The organism is Bacillus sp. AR13-1, assembly GCF_008042285.1.
Taxonomy (GTDB): Bacteria; Bacillota; Bacilli; order Bacillales; family Bacillaceae_G; genus Bacillus_A; species Bacillus_A mycoides.
The window spans coordinates 142,107-158,908 of sequence record NZ_QNUA01000010.1 but is presented as its reverse complement, the minus strand read 5'-3'; the positions used below and the strand labels follow the sequence as shown (position 1 = coordinate 158,908).

At 35.3% G+C, this 16,802-nt stretch carries 22 protein-coding genes; 17 read left to right on the top strand and 5 right to left on the bottom strand.

From position 1 onward, the window contains the following. The first annotated feature begins 3 nt into the window (after window positions 1-3). Together ctaF and ctaG are read left to right on the top strand one after the other, a co-directional pair. Complete coding sequence (gene ctaF, locus DN408_RS08815; RefSeq protein WP_002014776.1) at window positions 4-336, top strand: cytochrome c oxidase subunit IVB; 333 nt, start codon at window positions 4-6, stop codon at window positions 334-336. Between the two features lie 81 nt (window positions 337-417). Further along, window positions 418-1,323, top strand: coding sequence for a cytochrome c oxidase assembly factor CtaG (gene ctaG, locus DN408_RS08810; protein WP_033708188.1), 906 nt, complete (start codon window positions 418-420; stop codon window positions 1,321-1,323). A gap of 36 nt (window positions 1,324-1,359) precedes the next feature. Here ctaG and DN408_RS08805 read toward each other — a convergent pair whose 3' ends face one another. Continuing rightward, complete coding sequence (locus tag DN408_RS08805) at window positions 1,360-1,725, bottom strand: YugN family protein (RefSeq protein WP_002014773.1); 366 nt, start codon at window positions 1,723-1,725, stop codon at window positions 1,360-1,362. A 207-nt stretch (window positions 1,726-1,932) separates the two neighbouring features. Here DN408_RS08805 and DN408_RS08800 point away from each other — a divergent pair, with 207 nt between their 5' ends. The 6 genes from DN408_RS08800 to DN408_RS08775 all read left to right on the top strand — a co-directional run bounded on the left by DN408_RS08800 (window position 1,933) and on the right by DN408_RS08775 (window position 5,449). Beyond that, window positions 1,933-2,967 carry a CAP domain-containing protein gene (locus DN408_RS08800; RefSeq protein ID WP_002088298.1) on the top strand — a complete coding sequence of 345 codons (1,035 nt, stop codon included), beginning with the start codon at window positions 1,933-1,935 and terminating at the stop codon, window positions 2,965-2,967. Between the two features lie 174 nt (window positions 2,968-3,141). Further along, window positions 3,142-3,579, top strand: a complete 438-nt coding sequence (gene ylbD, locus DN408_RS08795; protein ID WP_002088296.1) for a YlbD family protein — start codon at window positions 3,142-3,144, stop codon at window positions 3,577-3,579. Window positions 3,580-3,590: 11 nt separating this feature from the next. Beyond that, entirely contained in the window at window positions 3,591-3,836 is a 246-nt protein-coding gene (locus DN408_RS08790; protein ID WP_002014770.1) for a YlbE-like family protein, read from the top strand. A gap of 77 nt (window positions 3,837-3,913) precedes the next feature. Then, a complete protein-coding gene (locus DN408_RS08785) occupies window positions 3,914-4,486 on the top strand; it encodes a histidine phosphatase family protein (protein ID WP_147740066.1) in 573 nt (190 codons plus the stop codon). Between the two features lie 116 nt (window positions 4,487-4,602). After that, window positions 4,603-5,055: a YlbF/YmcA family competence regulator gene (locus DN408_RS08780; RefSeq protein ID WP_002128868.1), complete on the top strand. Its 453-nt coding sequence runs from the start codon at window positions 4,603-4,605 to the stop codon at window positions 5,053-5,055. A 127-nt stretch (window positions 5,056-5,182) separates the two neighbouring features. Further along, the gene (locus DN408_RS08775; protein ID WP_002088292.1) at window positions 5,183-5,449 is read left to right on the top strand and encodes a YlbG family protein; all 267 of its coding nucleotides are present in this window, start codon (window positions 5,183-5,185) and stop codon (window positions 5,447-5,449) included. A gap of 55 nt (window positions 5,450-5,504) precedes the next feature. Here DN408_RS08775 and DN408_RS08770 read toward each other — a convergent pair whose 3' ends face one another. Next, window positions 5,505-5,894, bottom strand: a complete 390-nt coding sequence (locus tag DN408_RS08770) for a DUF7147 family protein (RefSeq protein WP_002014762.1) — start codon at window positions 5,892-5,894, stop codon at window positions 5,505-5,507. A 529-nt stretch (window positions 5,895-6,423) separates the two neighbouring features. On the opposite strand from DN408_RS08770, the gene rsmD reads away from it, so the two are divergent. Together rsmD and coaD are read left to right on the top strand one after the other, a co-directional pair. After that, on the top strand, window positions 6,424-6,990 hold the full coding sequence (gene rsmD / locus DN408_RS08765; RefSeq protein ID WP_001266992.1) for a 16S rRNA (guanine(966)-N(2))-methyltransferase RsmD: 567 nt from the start codon (window positions 6,424-6,426) through the stop codon (window positions 6,988-6,990). Beyond that, the gene (gene coaD, locus DN408_RS08760) at window positions 6,987-7,478 is read left to right on the top strand and encodes a pantetheine-phosphate adenylyltransferase (RefSeq protein ID WP_147740065.1); all 492 of its coding nucleotides are present in this window, start codon (window positions 6,987-6,989) and stop codon (window positions 7,476-7,478) included. Before rsmD ends, coaD begins: the two co-directional genes overlap by 4 nt. Here the strand turns inward: coaD and ylbJ are convergent. After that, window positions 7,470-8,699: a sporulation integral membrane protein YlbJ gene (gene ylbJ / locus DN408_RS08755; RefSeq protein ID WP_078177798.1), complete on the bottom strand. Its 1,230-nt coding sequence runs from the start codon at window positions 8,697-8,699 to the stop codon at window positions 7,470-7,472. The two genes, coaD and ylbJ, sit on opposite strands and share 9 nt — an antisense overlap. 112 nt (window positions 8,700-8,811) lie before the next feature. Here ylbJ and DN408_RS08750 point away from each other — a divergent pair, with 112 nt between their 5' ends. Next, a complete protein-coding gene (locus tag DN408_RS08750) occupies window positions 8,812-9,603 on the top strand; it encodes a patatin-like phospholipase family protein (RefSeq protein ID WP_002088284.1) in 792 nt (263 codons plus the stop codon). Further along, window positions 9,596-10,621, top strand: a complete 1,026-nt coding sequence (locus DN408_RS08745) for a SepM family pheromone-processing serine protease (protein ID WP_002088283.1) — start codon at window positions 9,596-9,598, stop codon at window positions 10,619-10,621. The genes DN408_RS08750 and DN408_RS08745 overlap by 8 nt, the downstream gene beginning before the upstream one ends. A gap of 26 nt (window positions 10,622-10,647) precedes the next feature. Here the strand turns inward: DN408_RS08745 and DN408_RS08740 are convergent, their stop codons facing one another. Then, entirely contained in the window at window positions 10,648-11,889 is a 1,242-nt protein-coding gene (locus DN408_RS08740; protein WP_175491553.1) for a nucleotidyltransferase, read from the bottom strand. A 153-nt stretch (window positions 11,890-12,042) separates the two neighbouring features. On the opposite strand from DN408_RS08740, the gene DN408_RS08735 reads away from it, so the two are divergent. From DN408_RS08735 to DN408_RS08725, 3 genes are all read left to right on the top strand, one after another. After that, window positions 12,043-12,543: a YceD family protein gene (locus DN408_RS08735; protein WP_002014753.1), complete on the top strand. Its 501-nt coding sequence runs from the start codon at window positions 12,043-12,045 to the stop codon at window positions 12,541-12,543. Window positions 12,544-12,604: 61 nt separating this feature from the next. Next, the gene (gene rpmF / locus DN408_RS08730) at window positions 12,605-12,778 is read left to right on the top strand and encodes a 50S ribosomal protein L32 (RefSeq protein ID WP_001984764.1); all 174 of its coding nucleotides are present in this window, start codon (window positions 12,605-12,607) and stop codon (window positions 12,776-12,778) included. Between the two features lie 129 nt (window positions 12,779-12,907). Continuing rightward, window positions 12,908-13,414, top strand: a complete 507-nt coding sequence (locus tag DN408_RS08725) for an RsfA family transcriptional regulator (RefSeq protein ID WP_002185042.1) — start codon at window positions 12,908-12,910, stop codon at window positions 13,412-13,414. 33 nt (window positions 13,415-13,447) lie between these two features. On the opposite strand, the gene DN408_RS08720 is transcribed toward DN408_RS08725, so the two are convergent. Then, on the bottom strand, window positions 13,448-13,921 hold the full coding sequence (locus tag DN408_RS08720) for an N-acetyltransferase (protein WP_002014751.1): 474 nt from the start codon (window positions 13,919-13,921) through the stop codon (window positions 13,448-13,450). Between the two features lie 295 nt (window positions 13,922-14,216). On the opposite strand from DN408_RS08720, the gene panE reads away from it, so the two are divergent. Together panE and bshC are read left to right on the top strand one after the other, a co-directional pair. Next, on the top strand, window positions 14,217-15,104 hold the full coding sequence (gene panE, locus DN408_RS08715) for a 2-dehydropantoate 2-reductase (protein WP_098632795.1): 888 nt from the start codon (window positions 14,217-14,219) through the stop codon (window positions 15,102-15,104). Window positions 15,105-15,183: 79 nt separating this feature from the next. Then, on the top strand, window positions 15,184-16,800 hold the full coding sequence (gene bshC, locus DN408_RS08710; protein ID WP_002185043.1) for a bacillithiol biosynthesis cysteine-adding enzyme BshC: 1,617 nt from the start codon (window positions 15,184-15,186) through the stop codon (window positions 16,798-16,800). Window positions 16,801-16,802 lie beyond the last annotated feature (2 nt).

The following is a 16,802-nucleotide window of genomic DNA, read 5'->3' as shown; positions in this document are numbered from 1 at the left end:
ACAATGGCGGTTAAGCAAACGAATAATCCTAAGGTGGATCTTGTTTATCGGAAGAGAAAAAGTGCAGAGGAAATGAAGCACCAAGTTGTTACATTTTCACTAATGATTTTTTTAACATTAGTTGCATTTGCAGCGGTGGCATATCCGAAAACATTTAGCCCGATTTTTTCGGTTCCATTTATATTATTGTTAGCAGTCATTCAAGTTATATTTCAGTTATATTATTTCATGCATATGAGTCATAAAGGGCATGAAGCGGCGAGTTTCTTCTTGTACTCTGGATTGTTAATTGGTTTATTAACAATATTAGCCTTTATGACAATTGTGTGGATTTAAACAGTGATAGTAGGGGGCTCTGATATATCAAAGCCCTCTTTTTATATGAAATATAAGAATTTTGAAAAGGTAGGTGTGGAAATGGAAAACTTATGGGTATTTGGTTTTCAAGCTTTATGGAGTCCAATTTTTTTATTATTTATGATCTCGATTCTTATTAGTTATTTTTTAATTATTGGACCGTATAGAACGCGATTTGAAAATGCGACGAAGGTAAGTAAGAAGCAAATTTTTTATTTTACGACCGGGATTGTTCTTTTGTATGTTGTAAAGGGAGGACCTATTGATTTAATTGGTCATATCATATTTAGTGCACATATGTTTGAGATGGCAGTAATGTATATTGCGGTGCCTCCGTTATTACTGCTTGGTATACCTGTTTGGTTATATCGTTATATTACTTCTTTTAAGTTCGTTCAAATTGTGATAAAGTTTTTTGCTAAGCCGCTTATTGCGTTGTTTGTATTTAATGGCCTGTTTTCCTTTTATCATTTGCCAATTGTTTTTGATGCAGTAAAACAAAGTCAAATAGCGCATCCTATTTGCCTTGCTATATTGTTTTTTGCAGCAATGATGATGTGGTGGCCAATGTTAAATCCACTGCCAGAATATCAAACTTTAAGTGATATTAAGAAGCTTGGTTACATGTTTGCTAATGGTATTTTATTAACGCCAGCTTGTGCGTTAATAATTTTTGCGACTGCACCATTATTTGCAACATATACAGATCCGGCCGCTTGGATGAAGGCAATGGAACTCTGTGTACCGGCGGGTACTTTATCAGATTTAAATATAACTGGACCAGAATTTTTACATTGGATGCCGGTAGTACAAGACCAGCAAACAGGTGGTATTATTATGAAAATTGTCCAGGAAATAGTGTACGGTACGATTATCGGTTATGTGTTCTTTAAATGGGCACGTAGAGAGCGTGAAAAGGATAAAGAGCAGCTGCAAGAGTTACCTCCTTATTTGCAGACGAAATAAAAACTAGCGCATCGTGTTAATGCGCTAGTTTTTTTGTTATTCAATAATTTGAAATTCTTTTAACTCTTTTTCAATATTTTGTAGGAGTTGTTCGCTTTTTTGAAGTACATTCGTTGGAAAAATCTCATCATCGCCATATTCAACGCCATGAGGATAATAATGTTTTCCTAATAAGGGTGGCAATAGTTTTACTTGAGCGTGTCTGCCGCCGATGTCACCTTCAACAGCAAATCCTTGTACACGTAAATAATAAATATCCTTTAATATTTCAAATTTATAATCATATGTAACGCGTTCGTAATCCCATTGTCCGGCAAGTACAAAATGATTGTTTTCCATAATCTCAGTTAAAAGAGTTAGATCAACGACTGCATCAGTAAAGTTTGTATTTGTAAATTGCATAAAATACCTCCTTGTTTTAATGTTAGTTCATTATTTTTATAATAGTACGAATAATAAGAAAGTGCAATTCGTATTGCGAGAAAAGGGATAATCCAGACTTTTTTCGTGAAAATATGATATAGTGAAAAGAGTACGGTACACACAAAAAAGGAAAAAAAAGGATTTGTGTATATCTCGATTTTATGCTTTGTTCAGGAGGTATATCGTTTGAAGAAATTATTGCGTATCGTAATGATTACATTTTTAATTTTAGCTGTTGATTTATACGGGAAGTTACTCGTGTCACAATATATATTAACCCCATCTCACTCTAAGCAAGAAAATAAAATTGTGAAAAAGAAGAAGCAAGTAAATGAAGAATCCACAGACACTGTTTTAAATATGATCGGTGGGGACTCTGAGAATTTATTAGCGAAGTGGGGCGAACCATCTCGAATAGAGCCGTCTGCTTATGGATATGAATGGTGGGTGTATAATCAAGATTTAGCTCAGTATGTTCAATTTGGAGTTGCTGAACGTAAAGTTGTAACGGCGTATGTTGCTGGTGAGCAAGTTAAGGTGGCTCCCTATTATATAAATGAAAAGTATGAAGAGGTATATAAAAAGAATCCACTTTCACATGAGATTTCATTAAAAAGAGGAAAGAATAGTTATCAATTTGAGTTATCTGATACGGAAGTAATGGAACAACCGCTAGTACCTGTAGAAGATGGATGGGCACAATTATACTTTGATCACTTTACACATGAGCTTGTTGGTCTTCGTTATATGGATGATGAAACGCTATTACGACAAAGACCATATCAACTTGTTTATTCAGGTGAATTAATAGCGGAACAGCCGCTGACGCCAGAAAAAATGAAGCAAGTAGAAAATGGAAATATGCAACAAATTCTCGATTTAACAAATATTATTCGGAGTCGTCATCAATTACCGTTGTTAACGTTGGATCAACAAACTGCAGATGTTGCATTTGGCCATAGTAAAGATATGAAGGATAATAATTATTTTTCACACGATTCACCTACTTTTGGTACGTTAGGAGATCGCTTGCAACGTGGGCAAGTGGCTTTTCAACTTGCTGGTGAGAATATAGCGGCGCAACATAGCGATGGAATTGCGGCGGTACAAGGTTGGTTAAATAGTGAGGGTCACAGAAAGAATTTATTAAATGAGCAATTTACTGGATTAGGTGTTGGGGTATATGATAAATTTTATACTCAAAACTTTATCCGAAAATAAAATGAAACTTTAATCAGTGGGGGACATCCTTCAATGATTATTAGCCTTCACCAATCGGGCTTTAACTGTCCACAAATAGGAAGATAAAAAGGTGCATGAATCGTCTAAAAATAGGCGAACCATGTGCCTTTTTTTTCTTACAATATAGTAGATATACATGAAGAGGTGAGGATTATGCCAACAACAAAAGGGCCGTTACATCCATCGGTTCAACAATTTAAAGAGTTTGTAAACCATCACCCTAAAATGGTTCATGAGGTTAGAAGTGGTCAAAAAACTTGGCAGCAATTTTATGAAGAATGGTACTTACTTGGTGAAGAAGATCAAATATGGACAGCATATAGACCTGATGGAGCACCTGCTTTTTCTTCGGTAAAAGAAAATAAAGAAGAAAAAGAAAATCGAACAGAAGAGGAAAAAACTGCTGATGTGATGGGGCAAATGCTTTCTTTCTTTAAAAAGCTAGACGTAGAACAAATGCAACATCATTTAGCAAATGTAACGAGTGCGATTGGTAGCGTGCAACAAGTTATTCAACAATTTCAAGGAAACCGTGCGCAGCAAGAACAAAGTACTTCTGAAAATAATCCTTTTTTCTTTCAAAAGGATTAGGGGGAAAGAGAATGAGAGCAGAGCTTATGGAGTTTATAAAAGCTGATGAGGATTTAGCTCGCTATATTCGGGAACAGCCATACTGGTACCGGAAATTGACGCGTAACCCAGAAGAAAAAGAAGCTTTCGAGTTAGCTGCCATGCAGCATTTCAAAAAAACGATACCAGATAAAGTGGAAAAATTTCAAAATCAATTGGCCGTTGCTTCAATTATGATTGATATGTTCCAGTATATGAAGCAGCAAAATACGACGTAATTGGAAGGGAAAACTATGTCCGTTATGCAAAACTTTTGTTACAATAGAATCGGATTATTTAAAAAAGGAGTTGCAGCATGACGGAAATTTGTTTAGTACGACATGGACAAACTGATTGGAACTTTCAAGAGATTATTCAAGGGCGCGAAGATATTCCACTCAATGAAGTTGGGAAGAAGCAAGCGAGTCAAAGTGCAGCTGCCTTGCAAGCGGAATCGTGGGATATAATTATAAGTAGCCCGTTAATTAGAGCGCAAGAAACAGCTAAGGAAATTGCTGGGGCTATTGGATTACCATCTATTTTATTAGATGAGCGATTTATGGAACGTAATTTTGGCGAAGCTTCTGGGAAACCAGTTGCGGCCGTTAGAGAGTTAATTACAGAAGGTAATGTAGAAGGAATGGAGCAGGATGAAGAAATTGTAGAGCGCTGTTTTACGGCTTTACAACAGGTTGCAGCAACACATGGAGATAAACGTATTATCATTGTTGCGCATTCACATGCAATAAAAGCTATTTTACACGCAATTGCACCAAATGAAATTACATTTAAAACGCCGTTAAAAAACGCATGTATTAGCTACGTGAAAGAGAATAGCGGGAAATGGGATGTTCTTAAATATAATATTGCGGAGCATATTAGTGTATAAGAGTGCAAGGAGATTGTATGAAAAGTAATTAGAATCATATCTTTCTTTTAGGTGAGACACTTCAATTAGTAGTTCTGTTCCAAATGTGTTATGATGAATACTCGGAGGTGTCTCTCATGATTGTAGCGACGCTGGAAAGCGTATTGATTTTAGATAAGGCAGAGCAGCTTGCAAAAGCGATCATCTGTTCAGATATAGCAGAAGATTACCGTAAGTATTATAAGGATTTACAAGAAGATATAGAAGTTCAGACGCTAATTCAGCAATTTACAGCGATGAAAGAGCGATACGAAGAAGTGCAACGTTTTGGTAAATATCATCCTGATTATACTTTCGTTTCGACGAAAATGAGGGAATTAAAGCGTTCTGTAGATATGCATGATAAGGTTGCGACCTTTAAAAGAGCAGAAACAACTTTACAGAAGTTATTAGATGAAGTTAGTGTAGCAATTGGTTCTGAGGTGTCTTCTTCCGTTAAAGTTCCAACAGGAAATCCGTTTTTTGATGCGGGTGGCTGTGGCGGTGGTTGTGGTACCGGAGGCGGTTGTGGTTGTAAAAAAACGGGGTAATTTACCCCGTTTTTTAGAATATAGAAGAAAACGTATACAGAGTTTGTTCTTTAATGTCATAAATTTATGATTGGTTTTCATAAAATATAAGAATATAAGTTTTTAAAAGGAGAAGATGGAGAAGATTATGTTCGGGCAACGACAAAGTATGATTGTTTATTTACATTCATTGAAACATGCCAAGATTTTAAGGAAATATGGTAACATTCATTACATATCAAAACGTTTGAAATATGCCGTTGTATATTGTGATATGGAACAAATTGAGCATATGATGCAAAAATTGAATAAACTTCCTTTTGTAAAAAAAGTAGAACAGTCGTATCGCCCATTTTTAAAAACGGAATTCGAAAATTCGCGTCCTGATCGGGCAAAAGAATACGATTATAGCTAAGTAAAAAAATCCCCTGCTAAATTTAGCAGGGGATTTTTTTACTTGAAATAACGTGTTATTTCATTGGAGGAATGAAATTGTTCATTCGTAAAATACCAATTAGATGATTAAAAAATAGTTCTTTTTCAGGGAAAGTTGTTGATGGTTTTACAGTAAAGGGAGTAACTTTTTTCCCTATTTGTTCCGCCATTTCTTCAAATAAAACGACACGTTTACTTTTTTTATTTTCAAGTACAGGAATGCCTTCACGACATATGTATAATGGTTGGAAATCACCAGTAGTTGTCGGTTTTAGTATTACAACAAGTGAACACACTTTTTTTTCGTTTTTTACAGTTTCGAATTGTAACATATGTGTTACACGTTCTTGGTTTGTTTTGGCAATTTCAAGTAATTCATATAAGTCAGAGTAGCCTTCTCCGAGTTCTATAAAGCGTTGAATCATATTTTTTCCTCCTCTTTCTTTTACTGTACCACCTGACTTTTTAAATGAAAAGTAGACAAATAAAAAAACCCTGCAAAGCAGGGCCCTTCTAATACTAGTATGTACTACTAGTAAGAAGGCAAAGGGAGAGGAGAAACCGGAGGAAGAACTTATGGGGAAACGTAAGTCTTCTCCGCGGTTGGCAACAACATCGAAAATGATGTTGTTATATTTATTTATGTCCAATCTAAAATGAAGATATACATAATGAAATTAAAATTTATGTTAGGCTTTTTATTTTTCTTTTTTTTATTTTATGATAGGATAAAAAAGGTAAAGTGGAACTGATGTACATAGAGGGTTGTTGCTTGCAAATAGTGAAATGGATATGAAAGAAATAGCGAGCGATTATTTTAACTGAGGTTTTCAATTAGTTAAATAACAGATTAATGAAAAAATGTATGAAATAGTATGAATCGGTAGCGGTTACCGAATTGAAATGAATTTGCTGTAATCGCTCTATAGATTGAAATAAAGGTAGTGACAACAGATGAGAGTAGTTTCAGGAAAATGTAAAGGGCACCCACTTAAAGCGGTACCTGGTAATACAACGCGTCCAACGACAGATAAAGTGAAAGAATCTATTTTTAATATGATAGGTCCTTATTATGATGGTGGTATCGCTCTTGATTTATTTGGTGGTAGCGGTGGTCTTGGAATTGAGGCCATAAGTAGAGGGATTGATAAAGCGATTTTTGTTGACCGAGATAGTAAAGCAATAAAAGTCATTCATCAAAATTTAGAAAGCTGTAGACTACAAGAACAAGCTGAAGTGTACCGAAATGATGCAGAGCGTGCGGTAAAGGCGCTTATAAAGCGTGAAATATCATTCGATCTTATACTAATAGACCCTCCATATAAAGCTCAAAAAATTGTGTCTTTAGTTAGTGTAATGGATCAACATGGATTGTTAAATAAAGATGGCATCATTATGGCAGAGCATGGGGATGACGTGGTTTTACCTGATTCTATAGGAGAGCTTGTAAAAGTACGGGCAGAAAACTACGGGATTACAGCAATTTCGATTTATAAGTATGAAGGTGAGGGGACAGAATGACAAGTATAGCTATTTCTTCAGGGAGTTTTGATCCAATTACCCTTGGACATTTGGATATTATTAAAAGGGGAGCAAAAGTATTTGATGAAGTATATGTAGTTGTTTTAAACAATTCATCAAAAAAACCATTCTTTTCGGTAGAAGAACGCCTAGAGTTAATTCGAGAGGCGACAAAGGATATTCCGAATGTAAAAGTTGATTCACATAGTGGATTATTGGTGGAATATGCAAAAATGCGTAATGCAAATGCAATATTACGTGGTTTGCGAGCAGTTTCTGATTTTGAATATGAGATGCAAGTTACTTCAATGAATCGAAAATTAGACGAAAATATCGAAACTTTCTTCATTATGACAAATAATCAATATTCATTTTTAAGTTCAAGTATTGTGAAAGAAGTTGCGAGATATGGTGGGAGTGTAGTAGACCTTGTTCCTCCGATTGTAGAGCGTGCTTTAAAAGAAAAGTTTAAAACCCCGTTAAAGTGAACGGGGTTTTTCTTTATGAATGCGTAAAAGCAATAAGATGACATACAAATATAAACAAAATAAGGTGAAGATTGGTCCGTAGTGTATAAATGATGTCCAAATATCAGTTAGTGTATAAGAATGATTCAATAAAAATACGGGAAGATCTTCTTGCGTAGGCGAGAAAGAATGAACTTTTTCATAAAATGGTCCCCAAAATATAAAAGTGAAAATAGGAGCGAGAATACTTTGGATAATTCGAGCTAAAAAATATGGTTTAAAGCGGATATCTGTCTCCGCTAATATACTTGCTACTTGTGCCTGAATAGAAAGACCGCTAAATGCTAAAATGAAGCTTGTTACCATCGCTTGTTGAAGAAGTGTTGATTCATTAATTTGACTAATCATTTGGCTTCCAAGCGTCATTTCAAAAATACCGGATAATATCGGAATACTAAATTGGGATGTAAGTTGGAAGAATGATAAAATATGTTGCATAATAAAAGAAAGCGCTTCTGTAATTTTGAAAACAGTAATCATTTTATTTAAAACAGAGAATAAAATAATAAACCCACCAATCATGAGCAATGTTTGAATAGAAGAAACGATAGCGTCACCGAGTAGTTTTCCGATTGGTCTTTTTTCTTGCATACGTGTTTGGTGGAGGATGGAAAAAGGGTTTTGAAAGGCACGCTTTTGATTCGTATGTTTGTCTTTTATGTAAGTATCGTTATTACCATAAAAGCGCATAAGTAATCCGACGATAAAGTTACTTATATAATGTGCTGCTGCTAATACGAGTCCTAATTTCGGATTATTGAAAAAACCAATAGAAACCGCTCCGAAAATAAAAAGTGGATTAGAAGAATTTGTGAAAGATACGAGTCGTTCCGCTTCAATTTGTGTTAGTTGATTGCTCTTGCGTAGTCTAGCGCTTAATTTGGCGCCAGCGGGGAATCCTGAAGCCATTCCCATTGCCCAAACAAATCCGCCTACCCCTGGAACACGAAACAGTGGACGCATTAGTGGTTCTAATATAACACCGATAAATTTTACAATACCAATACTGATTAGAAGTTCCGCAATGATGAAAAACGGTAGTAGTGAAGGGAATACAACTTCCCACCATATATTTAACCCGCGAATTGAAGCTTGCAAAGCATCTTGGGGGTGAAGTACAAGAGAAAAGGTTAAAAACAACATTGATATGGTAAGAAAAGCAGTTTTCCATTTTTCGTACATGTAAGAAAATCCCCCTTTGTCCCAAAAACGTTCATTTCAGTATACGTGGATATGTGGTGAATTTAGACCATAAGTATGAAAAAGGAATGAAAAAAATTAAAGGGTGAGAAAAATGAAGGAACCAAAAATCGGTTTAGCGCTTGGATCCGGAGGTGCAAAAGGTTTTGCTCACATAGGGGTAATAAAAGTGTTGAGGGAAGCTGGCATCCCTATTCACATGATAGCAGGTAGTAGTATAGGGGCATTAATTGGTACATTTTATGCAGCGAGTTGTAACGTTGAAAGACTGTATAAATTGGCAGCTGTTTTCAAAAGGAAATATTATTTGGATTTTACAGTTCCTAAAATGGGATTTATTGCTGGAAAACGTATTAAAGATATGATTAAAATGTTTACATATAATAAAAATTTAGAAGAGTTAGATATCCCGACAGCTGTTGTGGCTACTGACATTTTGAAGGGGGAGAAAGTTGTTTTTACAAGTGGTCCGATTGCGGAGGCGGTTCGAGCTAGTATATCTGTACCAGGGGTGTTTGTTCCAGAAAAAATAGATGGCCGCTTATTAGTGGATGGAGGGGTAATTGACCGTATTCCAGTATCGGTTGTAAAAGATTTAGGTGCTGATATTGTTATTGCTGTTGATGTATCTCCAATTAAGGTGAATGGAGAGGTTACATCGATTTATGATGTAATTATGCAAAGTATTGAAATTATGCAACATGAACTTGTGATGAATCGGCAAATAGCATCAGATTTAATGATGCGGCCAGCAGTGGAACAATTTAGTTCGCGTGCTTTTACACATATTGAAGACATTATTAGGGTCGGAGAAGTGGAAGCGGAAAAACATATTTCAAACATTTATTTACTAATTGAGCAGTGGAAGGAGAAACATAATGTTTAAGCGTTTTCGGTTTATATATGCAATTTTAATAGGGGTTATATTGGCGATGCTACTTGTTTATGTGCGCTTGCCGTATTATGTGACAAAACCAGGTATGGCCGCGAAATTAGCGCCGTACGTGCAAGTTGACGGTGGAACTAAAGAGTCTGGCGATTTCATGCTTGTCACTGTCTCAATGGGACCTGCTAATGTGGTGAACTTAATAGCCGCGCAATTTAATAAATATACACACGTTTCGAAGGCGGAAGAAATATTGCAAAAAGGCGAGAGTGATGAAGAATATCAATTTCGCCAAAATTATGCAATGAAAGATTCGCAAAATGCAGCAATCTATAATGCTTATAAACGTGCAAATCGCTCTGTTTCTTTTGAAAATAAAGGTGTACTGGTTGCTGGTGTAGCAAAGGGTATGCCGTCAGAGGGAAAGCTTAAGCTTGGAGATGTTATTATAGCTGTCGATGGAAAAATATTCGACAAGACGGAACAATTTATTGAGTATATGACAGGGAAAAAAGAAGGGGACACAGTAAATATTGAATACAAGCGGGGCGGAAAACAGTTTAAAGAAAATTTAAATGTAAAGACGATCCCTAATGGGAATGGACGCGTCGGTATAGGGGTCTCTATCGTTACAGAAAGAGAGTTAGTAGTAGATCCGAAAGTGAAAATCGATTCCCATGAAATAGGCGGTCCATCAGCGGGGTTAATGTTTACACTAGAAATTTATAATCAGCTCGTTGAAGAAGATTTAACAAACGGACATGAAATAGCTGGAACAGGTACAATCAATGATAAAGGAGAAATTGGTCCAATTGGTGGTATTCAGCAAAAAGTAGTAGCTGCTAGTGATGCGGGAGCTGAAGTGTTTTTTGCGCCAAATGAAAAAGGTGTAGAGAAATCGAATTATAAAGATGCTCTTGAAGCTGCGAAAGATATTAAAACGAAGATGAAAATTGTACCGGTGGACACACTGGATGATGCATTAACTTATTTGGAAAAAATGGGTAAAACAAAGTAAACCTCTCTGAAGAAGAGAGGTTTTTCTTATAGGAATTTTTTCGTTATTTCATCATAACGAATTGGATGATGCGTTGCGTCTTGTTTTAGCAGTTGTGTCCGCAAAGGTTCTTGCATTATGGAGAAATATACAGCATTTGATTTTCGTTCTATGTCTAAAGTTGGATGTTCGAATGTTTTTGTATGAGTAAGGATTGGGAGTTCTATTTTTTTCTTATTTCTAGAAAGATAAGTTTGTCCTTTTTGTGACATTCCGAGAAGACGGATATACGGCGCATGTTGCTCTATATTTGCTTTGTGTATTTCTTCCTTCGTTGTATTTGTTAAAATATGTGTACAAGCTCTTTGCAATCTAGTCCATGTATAACGTTTTGTTTTTAATGCTTCCATGAATGAATAGAAAGATGAACTGTTTTGTATTTTTGATAAAATACGATGCTCTAAACCTTCTTCCATTTCATATATATGTTGTAAGTCCTCTGAAGACATCGTCATAAGTTTGTATTTAAAAAATGAAAAGTATTTTTCCCAGTTATGTAACGTCCCGTAGTTTTGCTTGTAGTTTTCTAAAAGAGAAGCAGTCATCTTCGGGATAAAAGGCTCAATAGTTGTAGAGGAACTGTTTTCATTAAATAGCTGTTTGCGAATACTTGTTGCACTTGCAATATGTTGATCGTGAAATGTTTCATCATGATAATGAGAGGCGAATCTTTTTATAGTTTGTGCTTGCATCGAACTGTTTTGTAAGAGAATTGCTTTAATGTACTGTAAGCCTAAAATGTTATTTGGTTGTGACATATCTACGTTTTTTTCGGGTGGTAAGATGTGTAGAAAGGCTTCAGATGTAGCTTTGGCATAACTATTACCTGCATTCATAAATCGCTTCACAAGACGATTAAAAGTCTCTTCTTCATTTTTTTGTATAGCGATGGTATTGTAGAAATTTTCAGCTTGTCCATCTTCACTACCGAAACAAATTTCAGAAACACCAAGGGCGTTTAAAATCGAAATTGCGCCATTTGCGAAAGTTTCGGCCTTTTGTGTTGCGAATGCATATGGAAGCTCTACAACGAGGTCTACGCCGTTTGTTAAGGCCATTTTGGTACGATACCATTTGGAGATGAGTGCGGGCTCACCACGCTGCAAAAAAGGACCACTCATAACGGCGATAATAATATCAGACTGTGTTAACTTTTTTGTTTGTTGCACATGATAAGCATGACCGTTATGAAAAGGGTTATATTCAACAACAATACCACTGGATTTTATGGTAATCTCTCCTTTCGATGTAGCATCTTTTTGGAAAACGTGATAGTCTATATATTATTTCCTATGATGACTTCATTATAGTGTAAAGAAAAAACATTGACAAATATAAAATGGCTAGCTATAATTTTGTTTGTTGCCTTGAGGTGATATGATATGAAATGGTCCATCCATCAATTGAATAAATTGAGAAATAAAGGATTGACATTAAATGAAATGGTAGATGTAAGTGAACTAAAAGAGGTCGAGAAAGATATTCGTGAAATTAATCCTGCTCATGTAACAGGAAGAGTTGATTTTGGCTCCGGTAAGTTTACGTTTCATCTACATATAACTGGAAGCATGGTTTTACCATGTTCTCGCTCTTTAGTAGATGTGACATTACCATTTGACATTAAAACAACTGAGGTGTTCCAAACTTCGGAAGAAGAATTTGAAACAGAAGCTGAAATTCATTGTTTAGAAGGAGAAGTACTTGACTTACTGCCCGTAATCAAGGAAAATATACTTTTGGAGATTCCAATGCAAATTTTCAGTGATGATGTTTCTGGTGGAGCACCGATGCAAGGTCAAGACTGGCAAGTGATTTCGGAAGAAAACAAAGAAAAGACTGTTGATCCACGATTAGCAGGACTTGCAAAGTTTTTTGACAAATAATCGGAAGACTGGTTTAGGCCTTCATATGAAAATAACTATTTCTTTTAAGGAGGTGGGAAGAATGGCTGTACCTTTTAGAAGAACTTCTAAAACAGTAAAAAGAAAGCGTCGTACGCATTTCAAATTATCAGTACCTGGTATGGTAGAGTGCCCAAGCTGTGGTGAAGCGAAATTAGCTCACCGTGTATGTAAAGCATGCGGTACTTACAAAGGTAAAGAAGTAATCAGCAAGTAATTGCAGGAAAATAAACGTAGAAGATATCTTCTACGTTTATTTTTTTTGTCTTATTCTTTATTTGTTGTATTCTATCTTTTCTAGTAACTGCATATGCTTAATAAAAAATGCATAGGGAGGACTAGAGAGATGGCGACAACAAGACAAGATGCTTGGACTGATGATGAAGATTTGCTTCTGGCAGAAGTAGTACTCCGGCATATTCAAGAAGGTGGAACGCAACTTTCTGCCTTTAAAGAAGTGGGGAGACATTTGTCTCGCACACCAGCAGCATGTGGATTTAGATGGAATTCTTATGTTAGAAAGCAATACAAAGAACGTATTGAAGAAGCAAAGCAACTTCGTAAAGTAGAAAATTATGAAGTGAAAGAGACAAAGGTAGTAGAGCCTACATCAATTACATTGAATGATGTTATTGAATTCTTGCGAAATTATAAAGATGAAAGCTCTTTAATGGTGTTGCAACAACAAATTGAATCGTTACAAACAGAGAAAGAACGTCTTCTGGAGCGATTATCAGTATATGAGGAAGAATATAGAACATTACTTGATTATATCGATCAAAAAAGAAGTGTAATGGTAGCGGAAAGAAATGGCGCTCGCTCGAATGGAGAATTAGAAAAATTAAAGAAATAAAAACAGCTGCGTAACAGCTGTTTTTTTTGTTTCTTATGCAGATTCTTCGTTTGTAATCGCATTCGAATTTGTTTCTGGATGCCAAATATAAAAATCACCATCAGTTACTGATACTGGCTGGAAACTTAATTTATCCCAAAAACCAGATGACTGGATACGTGCTATCGTTTTAATTGGGAATTGTAGTTGTTTCGCATAATTAACAAGCATTTGTCCGAATCCTTGTTTTTGAAAAGTCGGCAATACTTCAAGTTTATAAAGTTCTAGGTAAGTACCTGTAATTTCAAATGGTTCTCCACCGTTCCTTTTCATATATAGACTCATACGTGCGATTAGCGATCCACCATAATAAATACCGTAAAATGGAGACTCACTATCATTTTCAATAATGTTTGCTTGTAATTCTTCCAACATGGATAGTTCTTGAGCTCCGCACCCTTTAAATTTTTTAAATTCATCTAATGTTTTATAATTGATGAGCAAGCGTTCAACTTTTGGGAATCCCATTACATCACGTCCTTTTCTTATCTTGTTGAATGCAGAAAAGTTAAAATATTTATAATAATATTATAACTCATTTTTAAATTTTTATGAAGAAGATAGAATATTTCTTTCATTATTTTTTTGAGGATTTGCTAAACTAAGAATAGAACTATGTATATAGGTAGTATATACGTAGTGAAAGAAGAGGTTGCATTTGTTAAAAGATAATTGAATCCTCAACTATGTAATTGTAATTTAATAAGATATAAAGGGGGAAAGGCAAGAGAACTTATATCACTTGTTAATATGAGTTCTTTGTGTGAAGATGAAAATTGGAATTGTTGGACCGGGAGCTATTGGTCTCCTATATACATTTTATTTACAAAAAAGTAATCAAGATGTTACGTTGTTTACAAGAAACGATAAGCAAGCAGAAGAATTAAACTTAACGGGTGTAACTTGTATTAGGAATGGAGAACGTGAAACGGTATTTCCATCTATTTTGCCGATAGAAAGTATGCTGGATAAACAGTTAGATTATACATTTATTGCTGTAAAGCAATATCATGTAACTGATATATTACCTTTTGTGCAGGGAGAATCGTCATTAATCTTTTTGCAAAATGGAATGTCACATCTTCACGTTATGCAAAAAATAGGAAATGAACGTATAGCAGTCGGGATTGTGGAGCATGGTGCAAAAAAAGAGGGTGGACATACAGTTCGTCATACTGGAATAGGTGTTACAAAGTTTGGTGTAGTGCGTGGTCAATCTAGTTGTTTTAAAAAGGTATTTAATTGTTTTCCTTTTGATTATTTTCCGATTCAGATAGAAGATGATTGGAAGGGGATTATGCGTAATAAATTAGTAGTCAATGTATGTATTAATCCGTTGACGGCATTATTGCGGGTTGAGAACGGGGAGTTAATTTCAAACCCGCTTTTTTATCAAATGATGGAGCAAGTATTTCAGGAAGTTGCATTTCTTGTTAAAGAAGAAGATAAGGAAATGCTATGGAAAATGGTATGCCAAGTATGTGAAAAAACATCCCATAATACTTCATCTATGTTAGCGGACGTAAGAGCGAATAGACAAACGGAAGTTAACGCGATTGTTGGATATGTATTAGAAGAAGCTAAGGAACAACAACAATCTGTTCCGACACTTCGATTTTTGTTCAATGCAATAAAAGGAATGGAATTATAAGTGTTTTTCTTTGCTTTTACGTGAAACATTGAATACAATGTGGGTTGGTGAGAGAACAGGATACGAAAGGAAGAATTATATGGAGATAAAAGAAATCTCTGTTCCACTACAAGGTGTTGTAGCGGACTATATGAACGGTAAAAAAGAGATACAGTCATGTTTTGATTATCTGTTAACAGAGGATGCTTTTAAACAGCGTTTACATGATTTACGTGAGAGAGAGTTTTTCCGTCAAGATTTAGTAACGCATTTATTAGAATATAATACACAATTGCAAGCGGGAGAATTTACAATTCAAAATATAAAAGCGCTTGAAGATGAAAATACATATGTAGTTATAGCTGGACAACAAGCTGGTTTATTAACTGGTCCGCTTTATACAGTTCATAAGATCATTTCAATTTTACAGCTTGCAAAAGAAAAAGAAGAGAGCTTAGGGGTTCGGGTTGTTCCTGTCTTTTGGATTGCTGGTGAAGACCATGATATGGATGAAATTAATCATACATTTGTAACGAAAAATAAAAAAATAAAAAAGACCATTTTTCATGATCGTTATCCGAAAAAGGCGAGTGCTTCTGAGTCTGAGTTTGCTATTGAAGACTGTAGAAAATGGGTCGAAGAGATTTTTAAAACATATCCGGAAACGAATTTTACAAAGGATGTATTACAATTTGTTGATGATGCTTTAGGTAAATCGCATACATATGTAGATTTCTTTGCGCACCTTATTACGAAAATGTTCGCAAATTCTGGTTTAATTCTTGTAGATTCACATCATCCTGCATTAAGAAAATTAGAAGTGCCGTTTTTACAACAAATTATAAGTAAATATAAAGAAATTCAAGTAGGGCTTCGTAATCAACAGGAAGTACTTAAGGAATTAGGATTTAAACCGATTATTGAAACGAAGACAAATGCAGTGCATATATTTATGGAAATTGATAATGAGCGAGTATTGCTTGAAGAGAATCAAGGGAAGTTTATTGGAAAAGATGGAGTGCATTCATTTTCGTATGAAGAATTGATGGAAGAGATGGAAAGAAGTCCAGAACGTTTTAGTAATAATGTTGTAACGCGCCCTCTTATGCAAGAATATGTGTTTCCTACGTTAGCGTTTATTGGCGGTCCAGGGGAGTTAGCTTATTGGAGTGAATTGCAACAAGTGTTTCATACGGTAGGTTTCCAAATGCCACCTGTTGTTCCGCGGCTTACAATTACTTATATGGAGCGAGATATAGCGACAGATTTATATGATTTAGATTTGCAAGAAATTGATCCATTTCTAAATAATATAGATAATCTGCGTGACAATTGGCTTTCTAATCAAATAGAGGAACCGATAGACGAGCGATTTATAGAAGCGAAAAAAGAAATAATGGATATTCATACATCATTACAACAATTCGTGAAAAAAATAGATCCAGGGTTAAATGAGTTTGCGGGGAAAAATGAACTGAAAATTAATGAGCAAATTGAACTGTTAGAAAAAATGTTGAAAAGAAATGTTGAGAAGAAACATGAGGTTCAACTGAATAAATTCCGCCGTTTACAATTCGCGCTTCGTCCATTAGGAGCACCGCAAGAACGTGTGTGGAATGTGTGTTATTATTTAAATCAGTTCGGCCTTGATTTTGTTGACCGGGTAATGGAACAATCTTTTTCGTGGGATGGAAAACATCATGTAATAAAACTATAAAA